General features: G+C 41.6%; 22 protein-coding genes. 5 read left to right on the top strand and 17 right to left on the bottom strand.

Going from position 1 to position 25,277, the window contains the following annotated elements; all coding sequences use genetic code 11:
• Positions 1 to 19: 19 nt before the first annotated feature.
• Both gnpA and NST07_RS03820 read right to left on the bottom strand, forming a co-directional pair.
• Positions 20 to 2,182, bottom strand: coding sequence for a 1,3-beta-galactosyl-N-acetylhexosamine phosphorylase (gene gnpA, locus NST07_RS03825; protein WP_342481102.1), 2,163 nt, complete (start codon positions 2,180 to 2,182; stop codon positions 20 to 22).
• A gap of 12 nt (positions 2,183 to 2,194) precedes the next feature.
• Positions 2,195 to 3,214 carry a glycoside hydrolase family 88 protein gene (locus NST07_RS03820; protein WP_341089771.1) on the bottom strand — a complete coding sequence of 340 codons (1,020 nt, stop codon included), beginning with the start codon at positions 3,212 to 3,214 and terminating at the stop codon, positions 2,195 to 2,197.
• 435 nt (positions 3,215 to 3,649) lie between these two features.
• Here NST07_RS03820 and NST07_RS03815 point away from each other — a divergent pair, with 435 nt between their 5' ends.
• Positions 3,650 to 4,591 carry an AraC family transcriptional regulator gene (locus NST07_RS03815; RefSeq protein WP_341089769.1) on the top strand — a complete coding sequence of 314 codons (942 nt, stop codon included), beginning with the start codon at positions 3,650 to 3,652 and terminating at the stop codon, positions 4,589 to 4,591.
• Between the two features lie 189 nt (positions 4,592 to 4,780).
• Complete coding sequence (locus tag NST07_RS03810) at positions 4,781 to 4,864, top strand: putative holin-like toxin (protein WP_219214875.1); 84 nt, start codon at positions 4,781 to 4,783, stop codon at positions 4,862 to 4,864.
• 301 nt (positions 4,865 to 5,165) lie between these two features.
• Here NST07_RS03810 and NST07_RS03805 read toward each other — a convergent pair whose 3' ends face one another.
• The 7 genes from NST07_RS03805 to NST07_RS03775 form a co-directional block, all read right to left on the bottom strand.
• Positions 5,166 to 6,332, bottom strand: coding sequence for a DUF4317 domain-containing protein (locus NST07_RS03805; protein WP_342481101.1), 1,167 nt, complete (start codon positions 6,330 to 6,332; stop codon positions 5,166 to 5,168).
• Positions 6,333 to 6,488: 156 nt separating this feature from the next.
• A complete protein-coding gene (locus tag NST07_RS03800; protein ID WP_342481100.1) occupies positions 6,489 to 7,223 on the bottom strand; it encodes a hypothetical protein in 735 nt (244 codons plus the stop codon).
• A gap of 573 nt (positions 7,224 to 7,796) precedes the next feature.
• Positions 7,797 to 9,131 (bottom strand): amidohydrolase family protein, encoded by a 1,335-nt coding sequence (locus NST07_RS03795; protein WP_342481099.1) that lies wholly within the window; start codon positions 9,129 to 9,131, stop codon positions 7,797 to 7,799.
• A 175-nt stretch (positions 9,132 to 9,306) separates the two neighbouring features.
• On the bottom strand, positions 9,307 to 9,915 hold the full coding sequence (locus NST07_RS03790) for a TetR/AcrR family transcriptional regulator (RefSeq protein WP_342481098.1): 609 nt from the start codon (positions 9,913 to 9,915) through the stop codon (positions 9,307 to 9,309).
• A 1,117-nt stretch (positions 9,916 to 11,032) separates the two neighbouring features.
• Positions 11,033 to 11,914, bottom strand: coding sequence for an aminoglycoside 6-adenylyltransferase (locus tag NST07_RS03785; protein WP_342481097.1), 882 nt, complete (start codon positions 11,912 to 11,914; stop codon positions 11,033 to 11,035).
• Between the two features lie 609 nt (positions 11,915 to 12,523).
• Positions 12,524 to 14,533 carry a serine hydrolase gene (locus NST07_RS03780; RefSeq protein ID WP_342481096.1) on the bottom strand — a complete coding sequence of 670 codons (2,010 nt, stop codon included), beginning with the start codon at positions 14,531 to 14,533 and terminating at the stop codon, positions 12,524 to 12,526.
• A 310-nt stretch (positions 14,534 to 14,843) separates the two neighbouring features.
• Positions 14,844 to 15,653: a hypothetical protein gene (locus NST07_RS03775; RefSeq protein ID WP_342481095.1), complete on the bottom strand. Its 810-nt coding sequence runs from the start codon at positions 15,651 to 15,653 to the stop codon at positions 14,844 to 14,846.
• A 241-nt stretch (positions 15,654 to 15,894) separates the two neighbouring features.
• On the opposite strand from NST07_RS03775, the gene NST07_RS03770 reads away from it, so the two are divergent.
• From NST07_RS03770 to NST07_RS03760, 3 genes are read left to right on the top strand one after another with little or no spacing between them, the layout of a single operon-like run.
• Positions 15,895 to 16,869, top strand: a complete 975-nt coding sequence (locus NST07_RS03770) for an ABC transporter ATP-binding protein (protein WP_342481094.1) — start codon at positions 15,895 to 15,897, stop codon at positions 16,867 to 16,869.
• Position 16,870: 1 nt separating this feature from the next.
• Positions 16,871 to 17,614 carry an ABC transporter permease gene (locus NST07_RS03765; protein WP_342481093.1) on the top strand — a complete coding sequence of 248 codons (744 nt, stop codon included), beginning with the start codon at positions 16,871 to 16,873 and terminating at the stop codon, positions 17,612 to 17,614.
• A 21-nt stretch (positions 17,615 to 17,635) separates the two neighbouring features.
• Complete coding sequence (locus NST07_RS03760; protein WP_342481092.1) at positions 17,636 to 18,469, top strand: MerR family transcriptional regulator; 834 nt, start codon at positions 17,636 to 17,638, stop codon at positions 18,467 to 18,469.
• 107 nt (positions 18,470 to 18,576) lie between these two features.
• On the opposite strand, the gene NST07_RS03755 is transcribed toward NST07_RS03760, so the two are convergent.
• The 8 genes from NST07_RS03755 to NST07_RS03720 are packed head-to-tail and all read right to left on the bottom strand — an operon-like array spanning position 18,577 to position 25,276.
• Positions 18,577 to 19,263 (bottom strand): hypothetical protein, encoded by a 687-nt coding sequence (locus NST07_RS03755; protein WP_342481091.1) that lies wholly within the window; start codon positions 19,261 to 19,263, stop codon positions 18,577 to 18,579.
• A 29-nt stretch (positions 19,264 to 19,292) separates the two neighbouring features.
• Positions 19,293 to 19,907 carry a hypothetical protein gene (locus NST07_RS03750; RefSeq protein ID WP_342481090.1) on the bottom strand — a complete coding sequence of 205 codons (615 nt, stop codon included), beginning with the start codon at positions 19,905 to 19,907 and terminating at the stop codon, positions 19,293 to 19,295.
• A gap of 40 nt (positions 19,908 to 19,947) precedes the next feature.
• The gene (locus NST07_RS03745) at positions 19,948 to 20,616 is read right to left on the bottom strand and encodes a methyltransferase domain-containing protein (protein WP_342481089.1); all 669 of its coding nucleotides are present in this window, start codon (positions 20,614 to 20,616) and stop codon (positions 19,948 to 19,950) included.
• 15 nt (positions 20,617 to 20,631) lie between these two features.
• Positions 20,632 to 21,741, bottom strand: a complete 1,110-nt coding sequence (locus NST07_RS03740; RefSeq protein ID WP_342481088.1) for a DUF4872 domain-containing protein — start codon at positions 21,739 to 21,741, stop codon at positions 20,632 to 20,634.
• Entirely contained in the window at positions 21,738 to 22,847 is a 1,110-nt protein-coding gene (locus NST07_RS03735) for a BtrH N-terminal domain-containing protein (protein WP_342481087.1), read from the bottom strand. The genes NST07_RS03740 and NST07_RS03735 overlap by 4 nt, the downstream gene beginning before the upstream one ends.
• Before the next feature lie 3 nt (positions 22,848 to 22,850).
• On the bottom strand, positions 22,851 to 23,108 hold the full coding sequence (locus NST07_RS03730; RefSeq protein WP_342481086.1) for an acyl carrier protein: 258 nt from the start codon (positions 23,106 to 23,108) through the stop codon (positions 22,851 to 22,853).
• On the bottom strand, positions 23,108 to 24,073 hold the full coding sequence (locus NST07_RS03725) for a beta-ketoacyl synthase N-terminal-like domain-containing protein (protein WP_342481085.1): 966 nt from the start codon (positions 24,071 to 24,073) through the stop codon (positions 23,108 to 23,110). Before NST07_RS03725 ends, NST07_RS03730 begins: the two co-directional genes overlap by 1 nt.
• Positions 24,074 to 24,100: 27 nt before the next feature.
• Positions 24,101 to 25,276 carry a beta-ketoacyl-[acyl-carrier-protein] synthase family protein gene (locus tag NST07_RS03720; protein WP_342481084.1) on the bottom strand — a complete coding sequence of 392 codons (1,176 nt, stop codon included), beginning with the start codon at positions 25,274 to 25,276 and terminating at the stop codon, positions 24,101 to 24,103.
• Between the last annotated feature and the right edge of the window lies 1 nt (position 25,277).

Here is a 25,277-nt window from a genome sequence, read left to right as displayed (position 1 = left end):
TGAGCTTTTTGAATGTTATTTATTCGCCAATAGTTGAGATAATTGTGTCATACGGAGCTAACTCCATCGTTTGTTGCCCATACTCCGTATCAATCGTAGTGCTTTGAAGTTGATCACTATTGTTAATCACAACAAGTATTTTACTTTCCGGATAATAGGCACACTCTGTAAATAAGTTATCCGTAATGTACTTCGTTTCATGCAGCTCATTGCCCGCAAAGCGAATTAGATTCAGCAGCAATCTTGTATTCGCAAAACTAAATTCAAACGAAGGAAGGTAGATCCCCTTGCCTTTACCAAAGGCATGAGTAGACAGTGTGATCTTGCCGCCCGTTTCATCCACTACCGCAGCTGACCCGTCGGTAAGATAAATGCTATTCTTAGGTGTTATGCTGGCCCCTTCAGGCACCAAGCTGTGCTCGTCCCGGGTCTCATAAGCCCATTTGCCATGAGCGACCCTGGAGCCGGTATCCTCATCCAGACCGAGAACATGTGCCATTCTGAAGTAGCTGTCATAGCCATCGACCGCCGAAGGCTGGTTAATCCCGATAAAGGTACCGCCCTCATACACCCATTGGGTCAATATATCCACACACTTGTTGTCTTTCCAGTAGTCCCCGCCGCTCCAGGCAGATCCGGCAGAGCCGGCATTGATCACTACATCACAATCCTGCAATACGCCCTGACGGATATCCTCAAAATCAATGAACTGCACGTCAACCGGCAATCCGGATAAAGCTTCATTAATATGAATCAAATCATGCATATACGTTTCATGGAAATGGCCGGACAATGTCCACGATCTTAATTTGCCCCAGCTGTGCAGAATGGCTACTCTCGTCTTTATTTGATAAGGCTTGCCTTGTTGATGCAGCTCTTTAATTTGTCTAAATTCACCCGCAATCTTTTCGATGTAATCGCAGAAATCCGGGTAAGGCTCTACCAGATGCAAATACCCGCCCAGTCCGATCCGGTCAATAGACTCCCGCAGGAGCGCGCGCCGGATGTTGATCCAGTACTTTTTGGCATCCAGCGTGGGGTCGCCGCCCTCCATAAAGGTAGGAAGTCCGCCTAGCCCGACCGGAAAAAGATACGGATGCAGCCGGATCTCATGTGTATCCACTTTTACACCTGAACACAGCCGTGCCTCATAACCCGAGAACACGCATTTAATCATCCCGTCAAAGCCAAACTCCTGAAAGCGGTCATTGTAAGGCTCTACGCCAACCCAGCTATCATCATAGAAGACATACGCCAGTTTGTCGTGCCGATGCACAATGTCAATCAATTGCTTGCCAAATCCGATTACAAAATCATTGATGAAGGCCATCCAGTCGAGCTTGCGCTGCTTAGCCGGGATGTGACTGACGCGATAGTTGCCGCCATTCACAAAATCCTCGGCCGTCAGCGAATAGCCATATCTCTTAGCGAACAGATCAAGCGCTCTTGAACTTACCGTGAAATCATATGAACCCCAGTCCGAGAACAAATGGCGGTTGCGCTCATTGCTGCCCCAGATCCAGGCGAAATTATAAAAAAGCGAAGTAAACCGGACAACCGTTGTTTCCTTATGCTGTACACACCAGTCTTCCATCCAGTCCAGCAGATATGCCTGCGTTTCCGGATAGATGGGATCAATCTGCATCAAATGCTCTTTATCCCAGTTGTTCGTCGTATGATTGTACATGGAGATCTCTTCCCAGATCCGGTAGGCCATGAAGCTGACCGTGTATTTATGCCAAGGTGCAATTCCGGTAAGGACTACATTTCCCGATTCCCGGTCATAATTCCACTGTTCTCTCGGAACTTCCTCCCCGGTCGTCCGGTCTACAACCTGCCAATACTTAAACGCCTCTTTGGAATCATTCACTCTGAATTGTTCAGCAAAAAAATCCTCCATCAGATAGATGGATACATAATCTAGTACAGCCACCTTTGGATTCGTAATTAAAAAACACTGCTGCAGCTTATCCGGATTTTGCGACGCCCACACATTATGTTCCCTAATGATACAGATTGTAGAGTAGATACCGTACCCTGCATTGATAATCTCATCGGACAATTGTGTGCCGTCACTGTCACGGATGACATCGGCTCCCCACCGTTCAGCGAGTTTCAGGGTCAGCGCCTCATAACCGGATTCTCCCGGCAGGGTAAAGGCCCCCTTAGTTAGATTGGACAACCTGGTTCCCTCCTATTTAAGCATATCTGATAGAAAAGCGAGTGCTAGACCTTGACCCCAGCCTTGAATCCATTCTTTGGGGATATTGCGATACCCTTCCCGGTCCTTCATCACCGCTGTTCCGCCCGATACACCCAGCACCCGTCCATCTTCGCTGATATTGTCCAATATGCCTTTCAGGGCCTTTTGCACATATTTGGTATGCAGCGGATTACCGTTATTGATCATAGCCGCCGCAATCCCGCAAGAGGCGGATACTTCTTCATAGGACTCTTCGTCATCCAGCACCGTCCGCCACAAACCGTTCTCCGTCTGAACAAGCTTGAGTGCCGCCAGCTGATCCCGGAGTGAACACTCCACGTCCATACACTGAGGGTACAAATACCAGTCCTTCAAAAGCGGTTTGACCTGCGACATGGTGTAGGCGCCCCAAGCATTCGCTCTACCCCAATATAATCCCGACATGTGATCCTGCTTGATGTTATTGTAGCCGTGGTACCAGAAACCGCTGCTAGGGTCCTGCAGGTATTTGATATGCCAGTAATATTGATTCAGGGCATCCTGGATCATTTCCTGATCATTTAGCTTGCTTCCTACACGGAGCAGAAAAAATGCCGCCATAAACAACGTATCCGCCCAGGCCTGTTCCGGAAAATCATTCGACACAGATACGGTATGCTGCAGCACATTGTCCCCAAACCTCAGCGCATTGCTGCGGAGATAATCCACCTTGCTCATCACAATATCCCAATATTTCTGGTTGCCAGTCTCTTCATACAAGGTGATCAGCATGTGGCCCATGGCACAGGTGTTCACTGTCCAGTCCGGCAGGCCCAGCTCGATATATTCATCTGCCCACTGGACAAGCATATCCAAATACTCTTTATTCCCTGTGGTCTGATAGGCTCTGGATACCCCATAATATGCCACCCCGCAAGGCCATTCCCACGTTAAATCCATCGCAAGTGTTTTTCTGGTGACTTTGTCGATAACGCTTAATATTTCTTTCCTGTCATAATTGATTTGAAGCATCTGTATTCCCCTCTCCTTCGCACACGCCCCCAAAGGCGCCTTTAGAGCCGTCCGTCTTATTGTAAACGCTTTATAGATTCTATTGTAAGCAGTATAATGGTATACATCTAAGCACATTCGCAGCAAAACTGCGCAATTTCAACCATTTGTTGAAGAGAGGTATAAAGATTGAACTTGTGGTTTTTCTACTTTGGGGTTGGCAGTGACTCCAGAGAATGTTTGGACTTTCGGCCGCTGTTAGGTTTGGATTTCCTGAATTTAACCGCGATTCGCGGTAGAAATCCAAACCTAAAGGCGGACGCTATCGCTCCTACAGTTCCAAAATTCCCTTCCGCCACTTTTCCCTAAGTTTATATTCATAAATTCAATCTATATAGTTGAAGTTACCTACCTCCAACCCACACAAATTCACGTTATGGAATGGGAGCAGCGAATATGCCCAGAAAAAAGAAGCCTGTCATTGAGTACCGCCATTATAGCTTGCCTATCCATTTCCCTGTCCTGCTGTTAAGCGGGGACCGCTGGAGGATTTCCGATATCAAAAGCGAACATCTCCATTTCCATAACCATTTGGAGATTGGCATTTGCTATTCAGATAGCGGCATCATGGAGATCAAAGGAGAAGACGTCCCCTTTAAAGCCGGAGATGTGACCTTCCTTCCCAGATACTTGCCCCATACCACGTACAGTTCGCCGGATACAGCGAGTCTGTGGTCCTATCTCTTTTTTTCACCAGAGGAGCTGTTTCAGCATTCCTTCAAAAGTGCCTACAGCAGCTTCGAGCCGAACCTGTGGAGAGTGCAGGGAAAGAACTGTATTTTGAACAAGGAGCAATATCCCAAAGTCTATTCCCTTGCCACATCGGTCGTGGAGGAGCTCAAGGAGCAGAAGCCTTACTACCAGGAAAGCGCTTACGGATTATTGTTGTCTCTTTATATAGAATTGCTTAGAATTCATTCCACAAATGAAGCGCTGGCCGAACAAGAAACAGAGCATAGTATGAAGGGCTATTTCGCTATTTCTCCAGCTCTGGAGTATATCACGAAAAACTATATGACCCCCATCACCATTGATTTCCTGGCGGATTCATGCCACTTAAGCACAACGCATTTCCGCAGAAAATTCCACGAAATCATGGGAACGGCACCTCTCGATTTCCTGAGCAGCACCCGAATCGAAGAGGCCTGCAAGCAGCTAAAAAGCACGGATGATTCCATTCTTTCGATCTCTGAGCAGGTCGGATTTCGTTCTATTTCCAGCTTCAACCGCTGCTTCTCCAGGCTCATGGGAGAGTCGCCCAAACAATGGCGTAAAGGGGCACAGTCCGAAGCGCAGTCAGCGAAGGCGTCGATATTGGAGTTTACGGGGTGGGTCTGAGGTAAGAGTAAGAAGATGGGGATGGGCTCGGATTCTCACTAAAGGAAAACAGAGACGCTCCGGGAGGTGATTCCTAGCGTCTTTCCGATAACATAATATTCCAAATAAAGAGGTCTCATGCTATAATCGCAGAAGCAATAGAAGGCTTGCAAGGGCGGTCGGCTAATCTCCCGGAAGGGAGGTGAGGCAATGGAGGTTTATCAAGCGTTGTCACTGATGTTCATGTTCGGCATGTTCATTATTGCTTTGCTGAACTACCTCAAAAAGAAATAGACCGCCCTGGTCAAAGGAGACGGTCTATTTCTGCCTAAACCTGTTCCAAGCCTCCGCCCTTAAAAGCGGCTGTTGCAAACGGAGAGTCGTGTTGGTCGCACGGCTCTCTTTGCATTGTACGCTGTTTCTGAGTCGAGTATACCACAGAGATTGGCAGATGTTAACTGGAGTTAACTGACGGTAGAAGAAGCGTTCTGAGCCCTACCCATTAGAGAACGGCTAAGCAGGTTGAACCCTCGCAACCTTTCTTTAACCGGTAGATGCATTCCAACTGGATCATTCGGTAGCCTCCGGTTTTGAACTACAACGTTTCCGTACTGAGCGTAAATCCTTCAATCACGACTTCCTCGTCAACCTCGATCATGATGCAGCGTTTCCCTTGATAATTCACCTGCTTCACATATCTTAGATCCTGCGGGCTGACCGAAATCGTGGCTACCTTCGTCTCGATCTTAATCGATTTTGAAGTGTATTTCGGGATGACGCTGCTTGCCTTCATTTCATAATACTTATCGTCAACGACCGTTTCGAACGCCCGCTCAACCTTTTCCGCCGTCACGTTCTCTACGCCGCTTACCGCCAGGACGCGTTCCACATCCTTGTAATCCAGCTTAGGAGGTTCTTCCTCCCCTTGACCATCTTCAATGACCTGTTGGATTTCCTCATACACCTGGGCGAGAGTGGTTGTATCGAGCTGTTCACCCGTCAATTCCTTCACGATATCCTCGAAGAAGCTTCTCTCTTCCAAGGCTGTTACAGATCTCTCGGCATTCAGGACCTGCTCGATGAACTGAGGATCCGGATAATTCGATTTTCCCGTACAATACAGAATGCGGTTCACATCAGAATAGTTGTCCGTTACACTGGGAAAAAAGAACCCTTGCTCCGGCGAACTCAGCTTAATAATCGGATCGACAATGATATTGTACTTGAATTCCCGCTCCACATAATCGAACATAAGGTTTTTGCGCTGCTGTTCTGTGGAATTCACGCTGCACAGAATGAACGGATGCGCGAACATCTCGTCCTTCTCACTTTCTTCGGCTTCTTCATTCCTGGCCTTAGTCGGCCGGTAATACTGCCCGCGGACAAAAGTGATCACCATATCCTTCTCATACTTAACATCTACCAGCATCTTGTCCACGAGCAGCATCATCAGGTCCTGCCATTCTTCAGCATCACCTGTCACCAGACCTTGGTGAAGCATTACCCGCGTCGGGTCCTCCGCTTCCTCCTGAAACTTCAGCTCGAACAGCTTATGGTCCAGCTCACCGGTTAGCAGTTTTTTGAAATTACCCATATACAGCTCCTGCTTCTCTCTGTCCACGAGGCCAAACGGCAGGCGCTCCCAATGATAGATCTCGTTGCTTTCCTTCATAATATACACGTTAAGAATGTCGTAGATGTTCATAAGATCATGATCCAGCTTAAACTGCTTGCGTATGTGTGCGACTTCTTTTTTATTCATAATGGGTTCGGCGGCTCCTTAGATGTGTAATGACTTTATTCAGTATAAATGAAAAGGAAGGGAAATGGTAAGGACGGATTTTGTTAAATATATTTCAGCTGGCAAAATACCCGTAACGGATCGTCACAGGCATTTACCGGGAGATTCAGCGCTCCGCTATAACTTCTCAACATATTGCTTCGCTTCGCCCAGAGACAGATTAGTATGCATACGAACCAATTTGATTGCCGGAATGAGCTTACCGTCCTGCTTCAATTTCCATACAGAGGCTTGGATATCATCGGGGAGAACCCGCCCTGCGCTGGCTGCTTCCTCTCTGCGTTTCAGTTCAGCGGCTACTTTCTGCTCCAGTTCTGCCGGCAACGTCTCGTCTACCGTCTGAATTAGCTTATACTCCCGTTCCGGCAATCTTCTGTTAACCGCCCCAAGTATGGTCCCGACAATCGAATAGAGGGCCAAATACTGCACAAGGCGGTACAGATACAGCCATACCGTGCTGAGCTCTATGATCTCTCCATCCTGCTTCAGGATCGCTATGTCATCAGAAATGGCATATTCACCGGGTGCATAATTATTTATATCCTGCATGACCTGCAATTCCCCGATAGGAGACACGATCCATTCAAGCGGCTTATTGTACACGGGGTTGCCTGAAGTATCAAACATCATGCCCACCACTGTAACTACAGCGATGACATAGACAATATGATTACTCCACGTAAACCGTTTACCAAGCACCACCCCAGTAAAAATCACCAGCAAAGTAAGGCCCCTTATGTAACCGTTATGTAGATACATTTGTAAGACTACAGGCAAGACCCATCCAATCAACAGCACCATAGTGGCTGCAAACACAAAGACAACTAATAGAACAATGGCATTCTTCTTCATTCATCAACGCATCCTTTCTCAGATCTACTATATTCTTACCCAATGTGCAGACGTTGTTATAAGAAAAGATACGAGCGGGCATTAGATGCTGGCCAAAATACAAGTAATGCTCACTTTTCCGGTTTCGCATCTCCGGTTATATGTTACAATCGAAATACGGAGCCGAGAAGCGCTGGGCGATATTTGAAAAGAAGTATGCGGGTATTTTTGGTGAATATGGGATTTGATCTATTATGCAAAAAAGAACGCCTAATCAAGACGTTCTTTACCTTAACAACATGGTATATTAGCAGAAGCGATAGAAGGCTAATATGGGCGACAAAAAGAAATAATCCGCCCTGCTTAAGGTTACGGTCCTATTTCAATGGATAAACCCTTTAAGCCTCCGCTGTTAAAAGCGGCAATTGCGCAGAGAGTCGTGTTACCAGCACGGCTCTCTGCGCATTTTACGCTATTTCTGAACTCATTATACAATACTTTGATTTCAAAAATGTAGTACTACTACAATACATTCCGCCATTACAATGCCAGCGATCCGCATATTTCATGGCCAAGCCCACGTCCGCTAAAACCTTACTCCCGAACGCCCCAAACCGAATCAAGCAGCTCGTCTACTGCCTGAATTCTGGTCACCGATGGTGTCCGTATAAGATTTCCTTTGACCATAACCATAGCTACATCCGACAAAGCTTGTATGTTGTCCAGCGGATTCTGCTCCATCACGATTAAATCCGCCTGTTTGCCGATATCTATGCTCCCTGTCAGGTGATCGATTCCTAGAATTTCCGCATTAGATTTGGTTACCAGTTCAATGACTTGGCTCGAGTTCAGCTTCGGTTGTCTCATGTAATGGTCCAGCTCCCGCCATAGATCATAGTGAGTGACATAGGACATCGCAGCATCTGTTCCAATGCCAATTTTGATATCATGTTCTACAGCCTGCCGCAGCCCCTTCAGCATGGAATCATACACAAGCCGGGAATTTTCCTTAACGGTTTCATTGACTTTCGTCAGGCTCAGGTCCAATTTTGCACTGGGATACGCAGCCTGCAAAGTTGGGATCAATGCAGTGTAACCCTTTAATGCCCTAGGATTATTCTGGTACAGGCTGATAATCTCCTCATCCATCTCCGCACCGTGTTCAATGGTATCAACCCCGCCCTTTAGCGCGATTCTCACCCCTTCGGTACTTTCCACATGGGCTGCCACACGTATGCCGACTTTATGAGCTTCCTCGCAAATAGCGGTAACCTCTTCCTCTGTCATTTGCAAGCGGCCTGCTTCTCCGACCACTTTGGCATCGGTAACCCCGCCGGTCACACAGATTTTGATTAGGTCTACTCCGTTTTTCACGTTGATCCTTACATTTCTTCTCGCTTCCCAGGGTGAATCGCCAATCAAGGCCAAATAAGGTGCACCATGACCGCCCGTGACGCTCAGGAAATAACCGGACACCAGAAGGTTGGGTCCCACAAACTGATTCGCCTTAATTTCATCCCTCAACTGCACATCGGTATAAAAGAACTCCCCTACGCTGCGCATAGTGGTTACACCGGAATGCAGTGCGGTCAGGGCATTTCGCTTCATCCGTTTTTTCAGCACGCTTCTGCCCAGCCTCGTATCCAAAAGATGATGAAACGCAAAATTCAGCAGTCCTTCGCTGGCAGACAGCGTAAACGGCTTACCGTCAGCAAAAAGATGGACATGCGCATTGATCAGACCGGGCATCACATATTTCCCCAAACAATCGATCGTTTGATAATGGCTTGGGATGGCCACCTCACTTGCTTTTCCGATCTCCTGAATCAGTCCGTTCTCATGGATCAGAATCGTCATATGAGTATCTACGCCTCTTTCGGCGTCTCCATAAATCACATTGCAATCCTTAAATGCATAACCAGTCTTCATCGTTTCTTCCTCCTTGTTGTGAATACGCAGCTCAATAGTGAATCAATAATTCATTATTAGTTTAAAAAGATAGGGACTCCTGCAGATGCACAATGTGCCTATCCCTGACTTGGATATCCCCGATTGTTGCGCTGCGCCCCAGTTCCAGCTCCAGCTTTATTTACGCCCATCGGCGTTATTCATTTATACCCTTTACTCCATGCAGCCAGTATAAGCTCAGCGCCTCAAAAATCCGCTTCCGGCTATCGGCGCTCATCTCGCGCTTCAATAAATCCAGAATCATATTAATGACATTGCTCGCGATGATGTTCAGCAGAATCATATTCTCTTCGGTTCCGATTTCATATCTTTTATAATGGTCTTTTAAGTAGGGCTTCTTCGTCTCGATCATTAGATCGATCAGCTCGTTTTTGGCATTGCTATAGACGGTCCCTTTATTTTTTTCAAAAATAATGACGATCTGCATGCTATATTGCGTTAACAGGTTCATTTGCTCCTGTACGATGGCTGATTTCATATCATTATTGGCATCATCAAAAAAAGTCTGGTTATCGATACGAATGCTCTCCACTAACACATTCTTCAAATAGTCCACTAATGACGGCGGAACCACTGAATAAAACAGCTCTTTTTTATTTTTGAAGTACGTATAAATATTTCCGACGGAAATGTGGATCTCATCGGCAATATCGTTCATTTTGGCATCCGCAAAGCCTTTTCGGAAAAACACCTTCAAAGCGGCGGATTCGATCTCCTTTTTCACTTCATCTTTTTTGGCCTGCATGAGGGATGCTCCTTAATAGTGAATAAGTTATTCATTATTAATGTAAGGCACGGCTTGAGATTTGTCAAACCCATCGTAGTTGCCAAATCCTATCATAGTTACATCCATTCTAGCAAAAAATAAACAAATCCATAGTAGAATCTTATCCATCTATATAGAACGCAATTGAGAAACTAACAAGATATATAAGATTGGGCTTCATGTCAGTCCCTTGATGAAGCGAATCAACAAGCAGCCGTTAGAAACAATGGATCGTCTGCTCGTCAAAGAATACATGTAAGTGCGGTCTACGCAGTTGCACTTTATACACTTATTTTAGTGCTGTAGCGAAGAAATTAGCGACTAGTTGCAGTTTGTACAACTATAATTACAGATATCACGTTGTTATCGGAAAAATGGTAAAGTTAATTGCACGAAGTGCAGTTATAGTGTACGACTATGCAAAAAAGAGTGAAGATAGCTGCACAAAGTACAACTAACTGCTCTACGATATAAGTAGAACCTAAAACAGAGGGGTAGCTGATCCAAACAGACCGTATCAGATAAGAATTTCATCCATACAGCAAGTTAGATTCTTAATTTCACTATATATAGGAAGAAACTGGTTTGCATTAACAAAAGAACCCCCACTGCATCGCGTATATACGCTTTAACAGTGAGGGTTAGAAGTTTCAGGAAATAAATCAGCAAAAATAGTTCAATACTTAACTCAGCCCTTCTTTTTGCAAACTCAATTCCATAAAACTTCCATTTCCAAGATCGAAATATGCTATACTTGGTGAGCAATAGAATAGGCTTAAAGGGTCGGTCGGCTACCTCTCTAAGAAGGGAGGAATGCCTTGTGACAGTGTTTGAAGCAATGATGGTTATGCTAACCTTTGGTTCGCTTATCGTAGCGCTGCTGTCCAATAAACGCAAATAGACCGCCCTCCCAGCAAAGGTCTGCGGTCTATTTGTCGTGTCCTGTTTGTTGAGGCCTACCGCCCTTAAAAGCGGCTGTTGCATGGGGAGTCGTGTTACCAGCACGGCTCTCTTTGCATTGTACGCCTTATCTGCCTTTACTATACCACAGATAAATTAATAAAGTAATAATGTGGATCCAGCGACTCAATGACAATCAGTGAATACCTTTTGCATCAATAGGCAATTCCCTAACACGCTTAAGATAATTAGTCATATTGGCATCATCTTTGGCATTGTAAGTATACCCAAAATACTCAGCGACATCCTTGGCTAAAACCCTAAACAATTCACACGAAGCGAATATCGAGTGCCACATATTTTCATAATTACTGTCGGAATAAGTTTCCTTATACATTTCCCAATATGATTGGGGGAGATACTTTTTCATATACTTCCCCATTTTCCCTGTAGAAACTTGAAAATCCTTTTTGGTACCCACCCACCATGAAATCATTTCGTCCAAGAGAGGTCTGATAACGTGCTCAAACATTTGTTTCGCATACGGTAATTCATCACGCCAAATTCCTTTAGCAACATTCTGCAGGCACCACCAAAAATTATTACAACAACCCAAATATAATTGCTCTGTAGGCTCTTTAACATGATAGTCGATATCCGTGGGGGCAGGAATGCTTGGCAAGCAGTTATCCTTATCTAATAGAGAAACTGTCAATTTATCACTAACATACCCTTCAAGCATAGATTCTTTAGTTTCTATGTGAAGGTCTATACGATTTCCATCTGTAAATAGCATTAAATATCCGTAGGACCGAGTAAAATCCATATTTATACCCATAGACTGGTTATTTTTATCAGGCTCCTGCAGCATAAGCAATTCACCAAATACATTTACCCATGTCTCGTCTTGTATAAAAGATGGAGTTTCAGTTACTACGTAAACAATATCATAATCCTGAAAAATATCTTTAGGAGCATTAGGATTGGTACGCGAACCGTTCATGTATACCGCACGGATTCGTTCATCCTTTTGAGCAACTCCTAGGATTAAATCAAACATTTCTTTTTCAGTTCTCATATACATCCCCTTCAAATCTTCAAACATCCCAGACTAGCATAGCACAATTGGGATATTCTTACTTACACTTTCTCAGATAAGATGCAGTACAAATAGAATTAAAAAGTGATCTGGAAAGTCATAATTGTCGTCGGCTAAAGGAGTGCGAATGTATTGGTCATTTCAAATGGGGAAATCAAACTTTTTTGGAGTAATGAGCTGATAAGGTACACACAAGACGATTTAAGAAACTTTAAATTTAATGAAGACACAATACAATTTTTATGTTCAGTTGGATTACCAGATAAAAAGATATCAAGTCAGATCATATTCAAGGATTTTTTTGGAATTATATACGACACGCGACTTATCCAAAATAGTATTCAGGTATAGATTCCAAAGCTCTAGAAGACGGAACTTACTGGGATGGAGTACTTTTTCCATACGAGATTGGGCTTTTTTAATTAGCCTTTTAATGACATTAACCTATGATTTCATTAGTCCAATACTTACTCTATGCTCATCCCACTTTTTTAGGTGAAAACAACATGCGCTGGTGAGAGAATCGTGATCTTCTCCACCAACGCATTACTTCTCTTCAAGGCTCCCGGATACCCCGACGTCGCAATTTCATTTCAAGGACAGCCGATTGCAAAATAGGCTCAGCAAAACGGCAGCTTCCTGCCGTAAAAGGGGTTCGCTTGACCGGTAGTCCAAGGTTCCGGCGGAATTCTGCGCAATTTCCGGCCCGTACATGCCATTATTCACAATATATTGCACGGCATCTACGGCCCAAGGCGCCGTGTCCCCCGCAAGCTTGAACCCGGAGGACTTGCTCATATTCACTCCGGCCATCATCGCCGCCCGCCACATCAAAACAGCAGCCTCCTGGCGCGTAATGGCCGCAGTGACAGCAAAGCTTTGTTTCGGGCCGCGCCCTTGCACAAGCCCCAGCTCAATGGCTTTCTGCACATAGCCCAGGTAGTCCTTCTCTTCCGGTTTAATCGTTAATGACGTATCTTTTGAAGGGGCCACCCCTGTCAAATGCATAAGCCCCGCAATAAACTCCGCCCGGGTCATTTTTTGCTCCGGATGAAAAGCGCTGCCCCCTTTAGGAGTCAATACACCGAGCTGATCGGCTTCATGAATCCATGACGCATAAGGATGCTCATTTCCCACATCCGTATAGACGTTGGGTTCAGGAACTTTTTTCGCCCAGCTATCCATCTTATTGTAAAAGGCATATTGGGTACCGTGGGAATTGACTTTAAAGGCCGCCTTATTCCCGAGCTCATCTTCAAACAACAAGGGGGCTATTTCCCGGAGTATATGCGAGCCATAGGGGTCCTTGATTGTCAGCTTGCCATCGTCCGTAACGGAAACCTGAAGAATCCAAAAGGGAAGCCGCAGATCCTGATAAATCCCTGTCAACTGGTCCAGTTCCGCCTGGGATGCGTCTGGAGTAGAAGTAGTTGTTGGCGTTCCGGGATAATAATGATCCATAAAAGCTTTGAAAAACGCCTCCCGCAAATCCGGTCCGTCACCGTTAAAAATAACGAAACCGCCTACTTTCTGTTCCGGCATAAGCCACATCCAGGAGTGGTACCCAGGCAAATCCCCGCCCTTACCTATAACTTGCTGGCCGTTGTAGCTATTTTGATAAAAGGATTCAAAGCCGTAGCCTGTGCCAGAAACCTGCGGATGAATTTGATGGTGAATCTGCTGCATCTCCTTGACCGAATCCCGGCTCAAAATTTGAGCCCCTGCCAGTTGTCCGCCATTCAACTGCGCAATCATAAATTTAGCCATGTCCCTTCCGGTAGAGAACATGCCGCCATCCGGTGACTCGGCGGGCCTGGATGGGTATTCGGGTATCGCTTCTTTTTGAGCCGTATAAGGTACGGCTAGATACTTCCGCAGCTCAGGCGTCAGCTTAAAGCTGCTGTTCCCCATGCCAAGCGGCTTGAAAATATGCTCCTGAACATATTGGGGAAACGGAACACCGGACAACCGCTCCACGATATATCCCTGCAAATTAAAGGCATAATTATCATACCGGTAAGCTTCACCGGGCTCCCGGACAATGGTAGGCACATTTTCCTTGATAAACTGACTATTGGGAACCTCTTTTGCTGAGCCGCCGGCGCTATCCGTATAATCAAATCCGGAGGTGTGAGTCAACAAATGCTCCATGGTGAGCGGTTTATTGGTTTTGTTAACAATTTTCAAGTCTCCCAGATAAGTTTGGAGATCAGCCTGTAAATCAACGGCTCCCTGTTCGGCCAACTGCATGACAGCTGTTGCGGTGAACAATTTCGAAATGGAAGCAACACGGAAAACAGTCTTTTCCGGATCAATGGGCTTCTTACTGCTGATATCGGCGTAGCCATAGCCTTTTTCAAGCAAAACCTGATCATTCTTGACCAAAACAACGGCAGCCCCTGTAAGCTGCTCCTTGATTTTCGGCTGATTGAAGAATTGGTCTGCAAAAACTTCTGCTTCCTTCGCGTCCGTTACCCCGGTGGCTTGTTGTTTTAGGGCGGATGCAGAGGCTGGCGGCTGCGGGACAAACGAAGCTATGAGCAAACTGCTTAATACGGGCAAAATAACCTTCCGATGTACGAATGTACGAATATGCATTAGACTGCCTCCTGTTTTTGAATGAACGTTTATGCCCCCGACCCGGTTATCAATAGCAAGCGGGCCGGACTTGTCAACAATCGTCTTGCTGTCTATTCCTTTGTGAGCTCGCCAAGCTGTAATAACGGCAATAACATCACTCCTTTTCATGAATTGCGGGTTGATCCGGGACATCCCCAACCTAACAGAAGCATTGTCATAAAGCCGAGTGACAACTCGTCATAACTTTTATACAACAAGAAAAAGCCGGGGAAAAACAGGAGTGTGACCCTGAATTTCGCGCGGCTCTTAACATAACTTTTTACGCTATTTAGAACGGCAAACCGAACAAGCAGAACCGGATAAAATCAACCACGCCATGCGCAAGCATCGCTGAAGTCACATCCCGCTTCCATTGCAAATAAGCAAAGGGCAGTCCGAAAATAACCGTGTACAGTATGACAAAAACAAGACCAGAAATCACTCCTTGGCTCATAAAAGCCTCTGGCGTATGAATCAGCACATGCGGGATGACCATCATAAACCAGCAGGCAAACCGCTGCCCCTTCGTAGTAATTCTTCCTTGCAGCAGACTAAGACAAAAGGCAAAAAACAAGGTTCGCATGGCGATCTCTTCAAGAACTGCCGGACTTAGCGATACGAGAACGCGTGACAGCGAAACCTGAACATCGAGTTCATTATTGGAGAGCATCAGTCCCACATTTACAGCACCCAACGCCAGCCCGAAAAGCAGCCCCCATATAATACTGCCCGTCACCCCGCCCTTTCCATTCACTCTCAAAAATTGAACCGGACTCTCCCGATATATTGCAAATGTACTGAATACAGCAAGTGCAGCCATCACGGTAACCAGAAAGCTGCTGATTATAGAGTAGGCACTTCCTTGAAGATAGGACAGGGATACCAGCCCACCCAAAATCAACGAGATACAGATTTGCTTGGCCGACGGCAGCCGATGCCGGAAAAGCAGTACAATGGATAAGATCAGCGACCATACATCCATTACAAGCCACATCCGCTGTGTTGCATTAATATCCGATATCACAACCATATTCAATATAAAGATAACGACAAATATGACAAACATAAACCATATGCCTCGAAGCGATCTGCCCTTCATCCTAGCCCTCCCGAACCCTATGTTGTTCCTCAGGCCACCATCATATCGGAATAAGCCGCCGATTGTCTGTGAACTTAACAACATTAAAGGCCCCGAATAAAGAAACATAAATTCCCCAAACATACTGTTTTGGGCTGGTTACCATACGTTTTCTTAAAATAAATCATTTCATAGGCCCTTGACTTTCCTATTATAGGATAGTTTATGATCGCTTTACATAACCAGTAAGGGAGTGGAATAATTGGAAGCCATTATAGTAAAGGAACTGAGTAAGATATTTAAAAATGGAAAAAAGGCTTTAAGCAATTTCAACTTAACTGTCTCTCAAGGAGAAATTTTTTCTCTGCTTGGCCAAAACGGGGCGGGAAAATCTACATTGATTAACATCCTTACCACTTTCATCTTACCAACTTCCGGTGAAATTACAATTATGGGCCATAATTTAAAGAATGAAAGCCAAAACATCCGAAACTGCATCTCCTGTGTCGCTCAACATACATCCATAGACAAACACATGTCACTTAAGGAGAATTTAGAATTTCAAGGCAGACTGTTCGGTCTGGATTCTACCGCCATCCACGCTCGCAGTGAAGAACTAATACAAGCCTTCAACCTAACAGAATATTGTGATTTCAATGTATCCGAATATTCAGGAGGGGTAGCAAGACGGCTCGATATTGCAATGAGTATGATATCCCATCCAAAAGTTTTATTTTTAGATGAGCCGACCGTTGGCTTGGATATAGAATCAAGACAGATTTTGTGGCAAATGATTAAGACAATTCAAGAGAAGTTTAACACGACTATATTTTTGACAACCCATTATTTGGAAGAAGCTCAATTATTAAGCAACACAATTTGCATCATGAAAGATGGTCAACCTCTAATTCAAGGCAGCATGGAAGAACTTAGACAATATTTCAGCGAGCCTGTTATTAGAGTTGAACTTAATACCGTTGAAAACATTGCTGCTATTGTAGAACGTTTGAATGCTCAGAATTTTTTCAAACATATAAGAGTCGAGGAAAAGACATTATATATTTCTGTAGATGACAGTTCTGAAGGCTTTGCTAAAACGAATTTATTATTAACCGAGAATAACATTGGTTTTTGTGCCATAGAAATTCAAAATCCTTCATTGTCCGATATTTTCCTGAAATTCACTAGTAAGCCCATAAGAAATGAGCTTTTGAATGATTATACAGGGAGGAATTAAAATGAGAACCTTCAGCATTGTCTTAAGAAATGTAAAATGGCGATTCAAAAATATGGAAACTATAATTATGACACTCATACAGCCGTTAATTTGGCTGCTATTATTTACGACGATATTCCAATCGGAAACGTATGTTGGAGATAATTATACGGCTTATACGCTTCCTGGAATTCTGATTCTCGTAACACTTACATCATCCGGTATGAGCGGAATTTCAAATTACTCCTGGAAATCCGAAGGGATTTTCTATCGGATATTCATCTCTCCTGTGAAAAGAAGCTCTATTGTATTAGGACATATTTTTGATGCAGCTATTTTAACTTTTGTCGAAGTTTTTATACTCCTTATTTTTTCTTTTTTCCTGTCAGTCAAAATAGCAACCGGAATACTCGGGTGCCTACTCATTCTTTGTTTAATTTTCTTTTGCGTTTTTTTTGTAGCAAGCCTCTCCTATGCTCTTAGTATGATTTTCAAAACGGAAAATTCCTTTTTAGCCATTGTTAATACATTCACCCTTCCCATCTTTTTTGTGAGTACTTCATTGATGTCTTATGAATATATCCCGGCCGCTTTCAAAATCCCGGTATCGTTAAATCCTTTCACATATGTTATAAATAGTATAAGGGATCTTATTTTACAAAACTCTATCAACTGGAACTCTATATTAGGTACTTTCTTACTATTTCTGATCTTGGGCGTTTCGGCATTTCTGCTCGCTTTACATTTATTGAAAACCAGAAATTAGATAATGTTAGGGAGGATTTCGGTGCTTAGAATTAGTGACTTTTCCATTCTTTCGCAGTTAAGCACTAAGATGCTTAGGCATTATGCTGACATTGATTTACTTCCTCCAGGCTTTATTGATGAAAGTACGGGTTACCGGTATTATTATGAACATCAGCTAGCAGTAGCTAACAAAATAAACATGTTGAAAACCATGGGACTCAGTCTGCATCTAATAAAAAAGATTTTATATGAATATGATGAGGATATTCATCTGATGAAGTTTTTGAATATGCAAGCGGCACAATTGCAGGAGGAAATAAATGAGAAGCAAGATAAAATATTGTTGATAAACTCCATGATTAAACACCTAAACGCTCAGAAAGAGTCATCAAAATATACAGTAACGGCAAAGAAAATACCACAACGACGGGTCATTTATTTACGTGCACAGATCAAGCAGTATCAGGATGAAACTCTGCTATGGAAAAAACTATCCAGGATCGTTCATGGCCAGAATGTACGACTAAGCTATCCGCATTTTAATATAACAGTTTTTTACGAAGAGGATGTTCAAAATCAAAGGATTGATATTGAAGTCCAAAAATGCATTTCAGGGGATTATGAAAATCTGCAAGAAGCAAATATTAAAATAGAAAAGGAGCAAACCGTGGCTTCATTTATCTATGAAGGAAATTATAACAAACTTAGTGAAGTGAATGAAACAGTCGCCCGATGGATATTAGATAATGATTATGAACTGAACGGCTCCCCTTTTAATATTTATCATATCTCCCCTGAAGAGGCTAACGAAGCTGCCAACTTATTAACGGAAATTTGTTTTCCTATAAAGAAAAAGACAAATATCTTAGGATAATAAAGATCTTTGGCTGATAATACCACAAATTAATAGTCACCTGTATGAGCATATATAGCTCGCTACAGGTGACTATTTTCATCTATAAAACCTCATTAATGTTCAAATCATTTTGGTAGTCTGGCTTTGATTTGGTTGATAAAATCATCATCCGCCGCCCATGGATATGTAGCACATGTTCCCTTCATAACATTCTTGACTGCCTTTTCCACTATCTTGGGCTCTATGTCTTCAGAGCTAAGTTTCTTTTCAACATGAAGAATCATTTTAATTGTTTGCTCTGCTACGAAACTATTAATCTCTGAAACAAAATCATTCTCTGAATATATAATGTCACCGAAATCTTTAAACAGCCATTCAATATTGAATTTCTGCTCATCACTTAAATTAATATCCTGAACAACTAATAATGCCTTATTTCCATTTTCGATCTCTGTTGATTCACCGATAATTTTGATATTCAAGATTTCATTAAATTGAAATACCGACTCTAGCTCTTGCCTTCTCAGCAAAGTAGCAATATTTATGATTTGTTTATTATTTGAGATCATCAACAAATCTTCTTTTATATAGGAAAATTCACTGTATGGTATGGCAATAATCAGAATATTCACTTCATCTAATTGCTTAATGTCATTAGAAAGAAGAGCTGCTTTTTCTGCAGCTATAGTTTGTAACTGCGGGGTAACAATTTTATCGACTAAAATTAATTTTTCACATCGGGGTAAAGCTTGAACAATACACTTTCCCATCCTCCCTACACCCAAAACACCAATTTTCTTACGAATCTCCATACTTTTCCCCTTATTCATATTTTTTCCTTTTATTGTTCAAATACGAACTCTATTAATTCACTTGAATTTATGTTTCTAAAGTGCGCATAAGTATGGCCTATTTCATCATCAATAACATAACTAATAATTTCAATATTCGGATCTTTACATTTGTTTATTATTTCATCTAAGTTTGCTTTACTAGAAACATTGATTGCAAAATGTGAAATATGTTTGCTTTTCATATTTAGATTGATTTCAGCCCAATCACCGAATCTTAAAAAAGTAAACAACTCAAGCTTTATGTTATTATCAACATTAGCTGAAAACCACCAACCCTGTGTTCCGTGATATTTAACTGCTAAATGAGAGGCTCCATAATCAAAATCAACAATTTCTCCTTTATCCTTCTTTTTCTTCAGACAAGAAGCAAATTCATAAACCTGACTATTCTCTGAATAATCACCAATATAAAAAGCGAGGTGATTGACATCTGACCATAACCCTGCTATATCTTCAGTAACCTTCCCCAAAACGTCTTTGATTACTTCGTCAATATGGCATTGCATGTTGCAGGTGTGATTATTAAGGATATCGCCCCATGTTTGTTCAATCTCATCTGTCAAAGGAATCCATCCCTTATCTATAAATAAATCCCATTTCATAGATATTAAATCCCCTTCCTTAATATTTTGGACAGGTAGATTATACTTTTTGAGCAATTACATACATTCCATAAATTAATTCTTCATACACCTTTAATCTCATTTGATTATCTGCAATCGAGAAGAACTGTTTGATTTCATCAACATGATAACTTGCATCTATAGAGCGAAATAAACCTTCCCGCATTTTTTCATCTTTTACACTGTTAGGTATAAAACTAATAGCGTTTAAATCAACATCTCTTCTCCAATCCAGAGAAAAGAAATGGCCGCCTTTTTTCAACACTCTACTTGCTTCTTTAATAATAGCCTCTGGATATTCCCATTCATGCAAAGAGAAACATGAAATAACTAAATCAAAAGTTTCATCTTCAAATTCCATTTGCTTAGCATCTCCATGCACATACTTAACTCTGTTTTGCAATCCATACTCAGCAGCATTTTCTTCAGCCATTGCAATCATCGGCTGACTAATTTCAATTCCGTTTAGCGTCGAGTTATCGGTTACCTTTAACCATTCTAATCCGAAATACCCTGGACCCGGACCGATTTCTAATGCATGCCCACTAACAAGACCATTTTTAACTAACCGATCTACTTTTTCCATTATATGCCCATGATCTCTGGTTTCTCTCTGCATTAAATTATACTTTTGAACACTACCAATCTCCTGTATACCATCCACTGTTTCAATAACTCTTTCCTTCATCGCAAAGCCTCCTAATTAGATTTTTTCATTTAACTTCCAAAGCGCACCCTCTTCAATATCTGCAATCTCCAAGATTACTTGACTAATGGACTCAAGCAGCTCTTGCTTATACTCATAACAGAGAGGTCTAACTTCATTTCTATTAATCATATCATGTATTTTTATCCAATTTTCTCCTGACAAAGAAAAATCATACGAAGCTTCTCTAACCCGATCAGATTGAATAATATCAGCGGATTGTTTTAGAAAGTTTGCATAAAGGAAGCGAAAATTCCCTCCCCCACCTATATTCCCGCCATGAATAATTTTCATGATCTTGAATAATTCGTAGTCTAATGCCGGAACTTCAATCTTATCTTTATGAACGTATATGGAGAAATCAAACCAATCCACCCATGATAACAAATCCTTTGCACACTGTCTCATTGCGTTTATTCCAGTTTGTGCTTCTATTCTAGGAGGATTCAACATTCTTTCAACATTCTTTTTTATGCTGGTTTTAATCATAGTTTCTATACTAGGGATTTCTTTTTGGAAATCGAATTCATACCATATATTATTAGGCTGCTTCCAGAATAAAGATGAATTTCTCGCTGCTGATAGCTCATCAAGAGGAATCTTCTGAAATTTCTCCTCTTTACCACATTCATCAGAAATATAAACATAATTCTCCTCATAAGAGACAGCCACTACAAAATGTCCACCATAATCTTCATACCCCACTTTCTGTTTCCAATGTTGAAGGCAGTATTTATCGACTTCTAACATAACAGGAATTCCTGAATCAAGAGAGTTCTTCAGTGATTGCCAGGCTTGAGCATTATTATTCGTAGATTTTTTATTAATCCTAATTGTAGTTGTGTCAGCAAAGTTGTCTATCCAATTGCAAAATCTCCCCCCTATAAAAACCGGAGGATACTTGTCTTTTCCGAGAACTCTATATACAAAATCCAAACCGCTATCCAAACCAAACATCATAGCATCATTACATAGTTTTTCTGGAATAAGCTTTGAACAATTCAGCATGATTTCTGCTAAAGATTTAGTAATACAATGGGAGCTTTTAATAGTTTTATAATTCCCAAGGACCTCCATTAAACTTGATTGTGAATGATTTGTTTTCATTGATCTCCTCCTATCCACTGTGCTAAACTGAGGAAAGCTCGCTTCTCGATGTTCTCAATATCATGTATGTGAATATTTGCACTTTCACAAATTGAGCTAATTCTACTTTCTAACGTATCCCTTTGAATTTTAATATTTAAGTTCATCACATCTTTATATATATTACTAGCTAATTCAGACCACTTTTCAGATGCAACAACTAAATCATGATATGCTTTATATATGAGTGGGTCAGTATAATAGTTCTTATAAATTTCGCTTAGAAACCCAGAGTACATTTTTCTGAATAGTCCTCCACCTGTTCCATTCTTTTCTATACAAGCATATATGAACAGTAACTGCTTTTTAGTTTCATAGATTAGCTCTTTATACGACAGGCTACTCTCTAAGATTCTATCGAGACAAATTCTAAGCTTCGAAGGAAATAAGTGCAGATTTTTAATACCATTTTCTTCCGAATTCAGAAAACGTTCGGCATTTTGTTTAATAGATTTCTTTATACCTAACTTGATGTTTAATTCCGGGGGAAACTCTAAAACAAACCATCTTCTGTTTGGTTTGTTTATATAATCTTTTTCTGAAGAACGTGCTAATTGTAGATTAGAAAAACTAATAGATAGTAGTTCATTCCGATCTTTTTCTATAAGCTGATCATCCAACCTTTCAGATACATATACCTCTTCTTTTTCCAGATCGTACCCAATAATAACAATCATATGTCCACCAAAGGGATTTTGTTTCTTTTGAAAATAATCAAGATAATACATATCTGCGAATACCATAACCGGGGTATTCTTATCGATAAATTCTTTTACCTCTAACCAAGCAGACATATCATCCTGAGGTTCATTTTGTATTAACTTAATCCCTAGATTATTACAGATATTACCTTCAAAGAGATTGCTTTTACCTCCTACAAATAGCGAACCCAACTTATGGGTGTCTTCACATAAATGAAAACCTAAACCGCCATCCAATCCAAATATCATTTCTTCTGAGACACTAAAACCATTGTATTGAAAAATATCCCTGAGTGATGTACTTATACAATGCTGACCGGGCTTATTATCAAAGGTTTCAATTACCTTCCTGTTTAACTCCTTCATTCATTACAACTCCGGTTTCAAAACGGATAATATCTTTTCAGCAAAAGTATCAATAGAATATAAAAAATCATTCCCTTCTTCTGATAGATCTAATTTGAATTCTTCTTCAACATTGACGATCAAATCCAATGAGTCCACCGAATCAATCCCCAGTTCGTCATATAACAAAGAATCATCTTTTATATCATCCACCTCCACATCAACATCAAGAGTCCGCACAATAATTTGTTTTAATTTGCTAATAACATCCGTTTTCTCCATTACCTTACCTCCTCTTTAACTAAAATACATGTATTTCCTTCTTTCAAATGAATTAGAACTTGTAGCGGTTTATCTGGAACTACCGTCCGTTTCACTTTAATTGACTCAACGATTTTGCAAGCTATAACTACAGCTATACTTGCCGTCGCTCCTTCATAATCCTCCAACATCATAAATTTATTAGTATCCAGTTTCTCATTAAGAGTGAAATCATTACTGATTACATATGAGTAGTCATCATTATTTATCTTATCCTTAATATGGATCGAATTTATAATCTGAATTTCCCCATATACTTTTGCACTTCTTAAAAATGCATTTGTACTTTTCTCTAATAAAATTGCAGCAACACCCTCCCTCTTTTCAGTGCCGGGTTCATTGGAATAGAAATAACTTTTGTTGTTAAAATAAACGTCAACACCTCCAACTAAAAAAAAGGGGGTTTGTTCACAATCTTTCAAATTATTATAACCAAGATGAATAGCGCTGAAAGATGATTCCTTATCTCCGGAAAGCATAATACTTGAACCTCTCATCCCCCACTCCGCAGATATTTCACCGGTTGGAGCACAACTAGTCGAATTTGCAAACTTTGATGAATTTACCTTCTCACACTTTGTTTCACAAGCCATATCGTAAAATTCCATAGCTTTATCAAAAGTTGAAAAAAGCGAGTTAAATACAACACCGCTATTTTCCAAAACTTCCTTTTCAACATTAGCGTCATGAATGGCTTGACCTGCAGCAATAACGGATAACACAGAGGCATTACTCATTTTTTTTATTTTGAATTTGTTTATATATTTGCCAACATCAATATTCAAATTATCAATATTAATAGCTTCCGATATTTTCAACGATTTCTTCTCTATCCGATTTAAATAAAAATCTATAAGATCATCCAAACTAGGGTACGAAGCAGTAATTGCAGCGACACCTGTGACAACTATTTTTTCGTCCTGCAACCTATTCATCCTCCCAACTTCTTCATATTAAACCTTTGAAAAAATAACACTACTATTATGCCCTCCAAATCCAAACGAGTTTGACATTACATGTTGAATTGGAGCTGCTCTACCAATATTAGGTACATAATCAAGGTCACACTCTTTATCAGGAGTGTTGTAATTAATCGTAGGGGGAATAAATTCATTAACTATTGATAAAATACTTATCAGCCCTTCTAATGCACCAGAGGCTCCTCTTGTATGTCCAAGCATCGACTTTGAAGAGCTTATTGGAATTTCTTTTGAATTTTCCTTAAACACTTGTTTAATCGCCTTTGTTTCCATCCGATCGTTTAATTTTGTCCCGGTGCCGTGCGCGTTGATGTAGTCAATAGCTCCATAACTCAAATTGGATTGTTGTAATGCGGCATTCATACACTTGGCTGCTCCTGTTCCTTCTGGATCCGGTGTAGCCAAACGATATGCATCATTACTTATCCCACCTCCAGCTATTTCTACTAGATAAGGTATCTTTCTTTTTTTTACGCTCTCCTCATTCTCAATAATTATGGCCGCAGCACCCTCCCCTAAAACTATCCCATCCCGATCGTCATCAAAAGGTTTAATGTTTGTTTTGGAAATAATACCCAAAGATTCGAATCCTAAAAAATCATAGGAGGATAAAGCCTCAGTGCCAATCACTATTACACAATCCAACATTTCTTTCCTGATCATTTTAGCCGCTTCAATAAGGGCAATCGTACTAGATGCGCATGCAGACGTAAAAGTAGTTACAAACATAGGTTTAAAGGGTAGTTTCCCAGTTAAGTATTCAGCGATGCCATTGTATGGTTTTAAAGATTTGTCCTTCAAACGATTAGTATGACATATTAATCCCCTTTCACCTTCTAATACAGGTATAATTCCAGTAGCAGTACCAATAAACAAACCTACCCGTTCACCATTCTTGTAAGAATCTAGTAGATGACTCATTTTGAGTGCATCCTGAAGTACGCTTTCAGCAAGCTTGAATGCTTTAAGAGGCTCCTCTAAAGGATTTGAATCTGTTGCTGCGCACAAGATAGTTTTTGTTTCTCCTAAAATGGAAATGGATTTCTCTGTAACTCCTGAAACTCCTTGAGCCAGGCGTGAAAAAAAAGTATCGGCATCATTCCCAAGAGCAGATACTACACCTAAACCAGATACAACGGCTCTTCCCATT

Source organism: Paenibacillus sp. FSL L8-0340 (assembly GCF_038593145.1).
Taxonomy (GTDB): Bacteria; Bacillota; Bacilli; order Paenibacillales; family Paenibacillaceae; genus Paenibacillus_AQ.
Note: the sequence above shows the minus strand (reverse complement) of the source record. Positions and strands in the feature narration are given on the sequence as shown.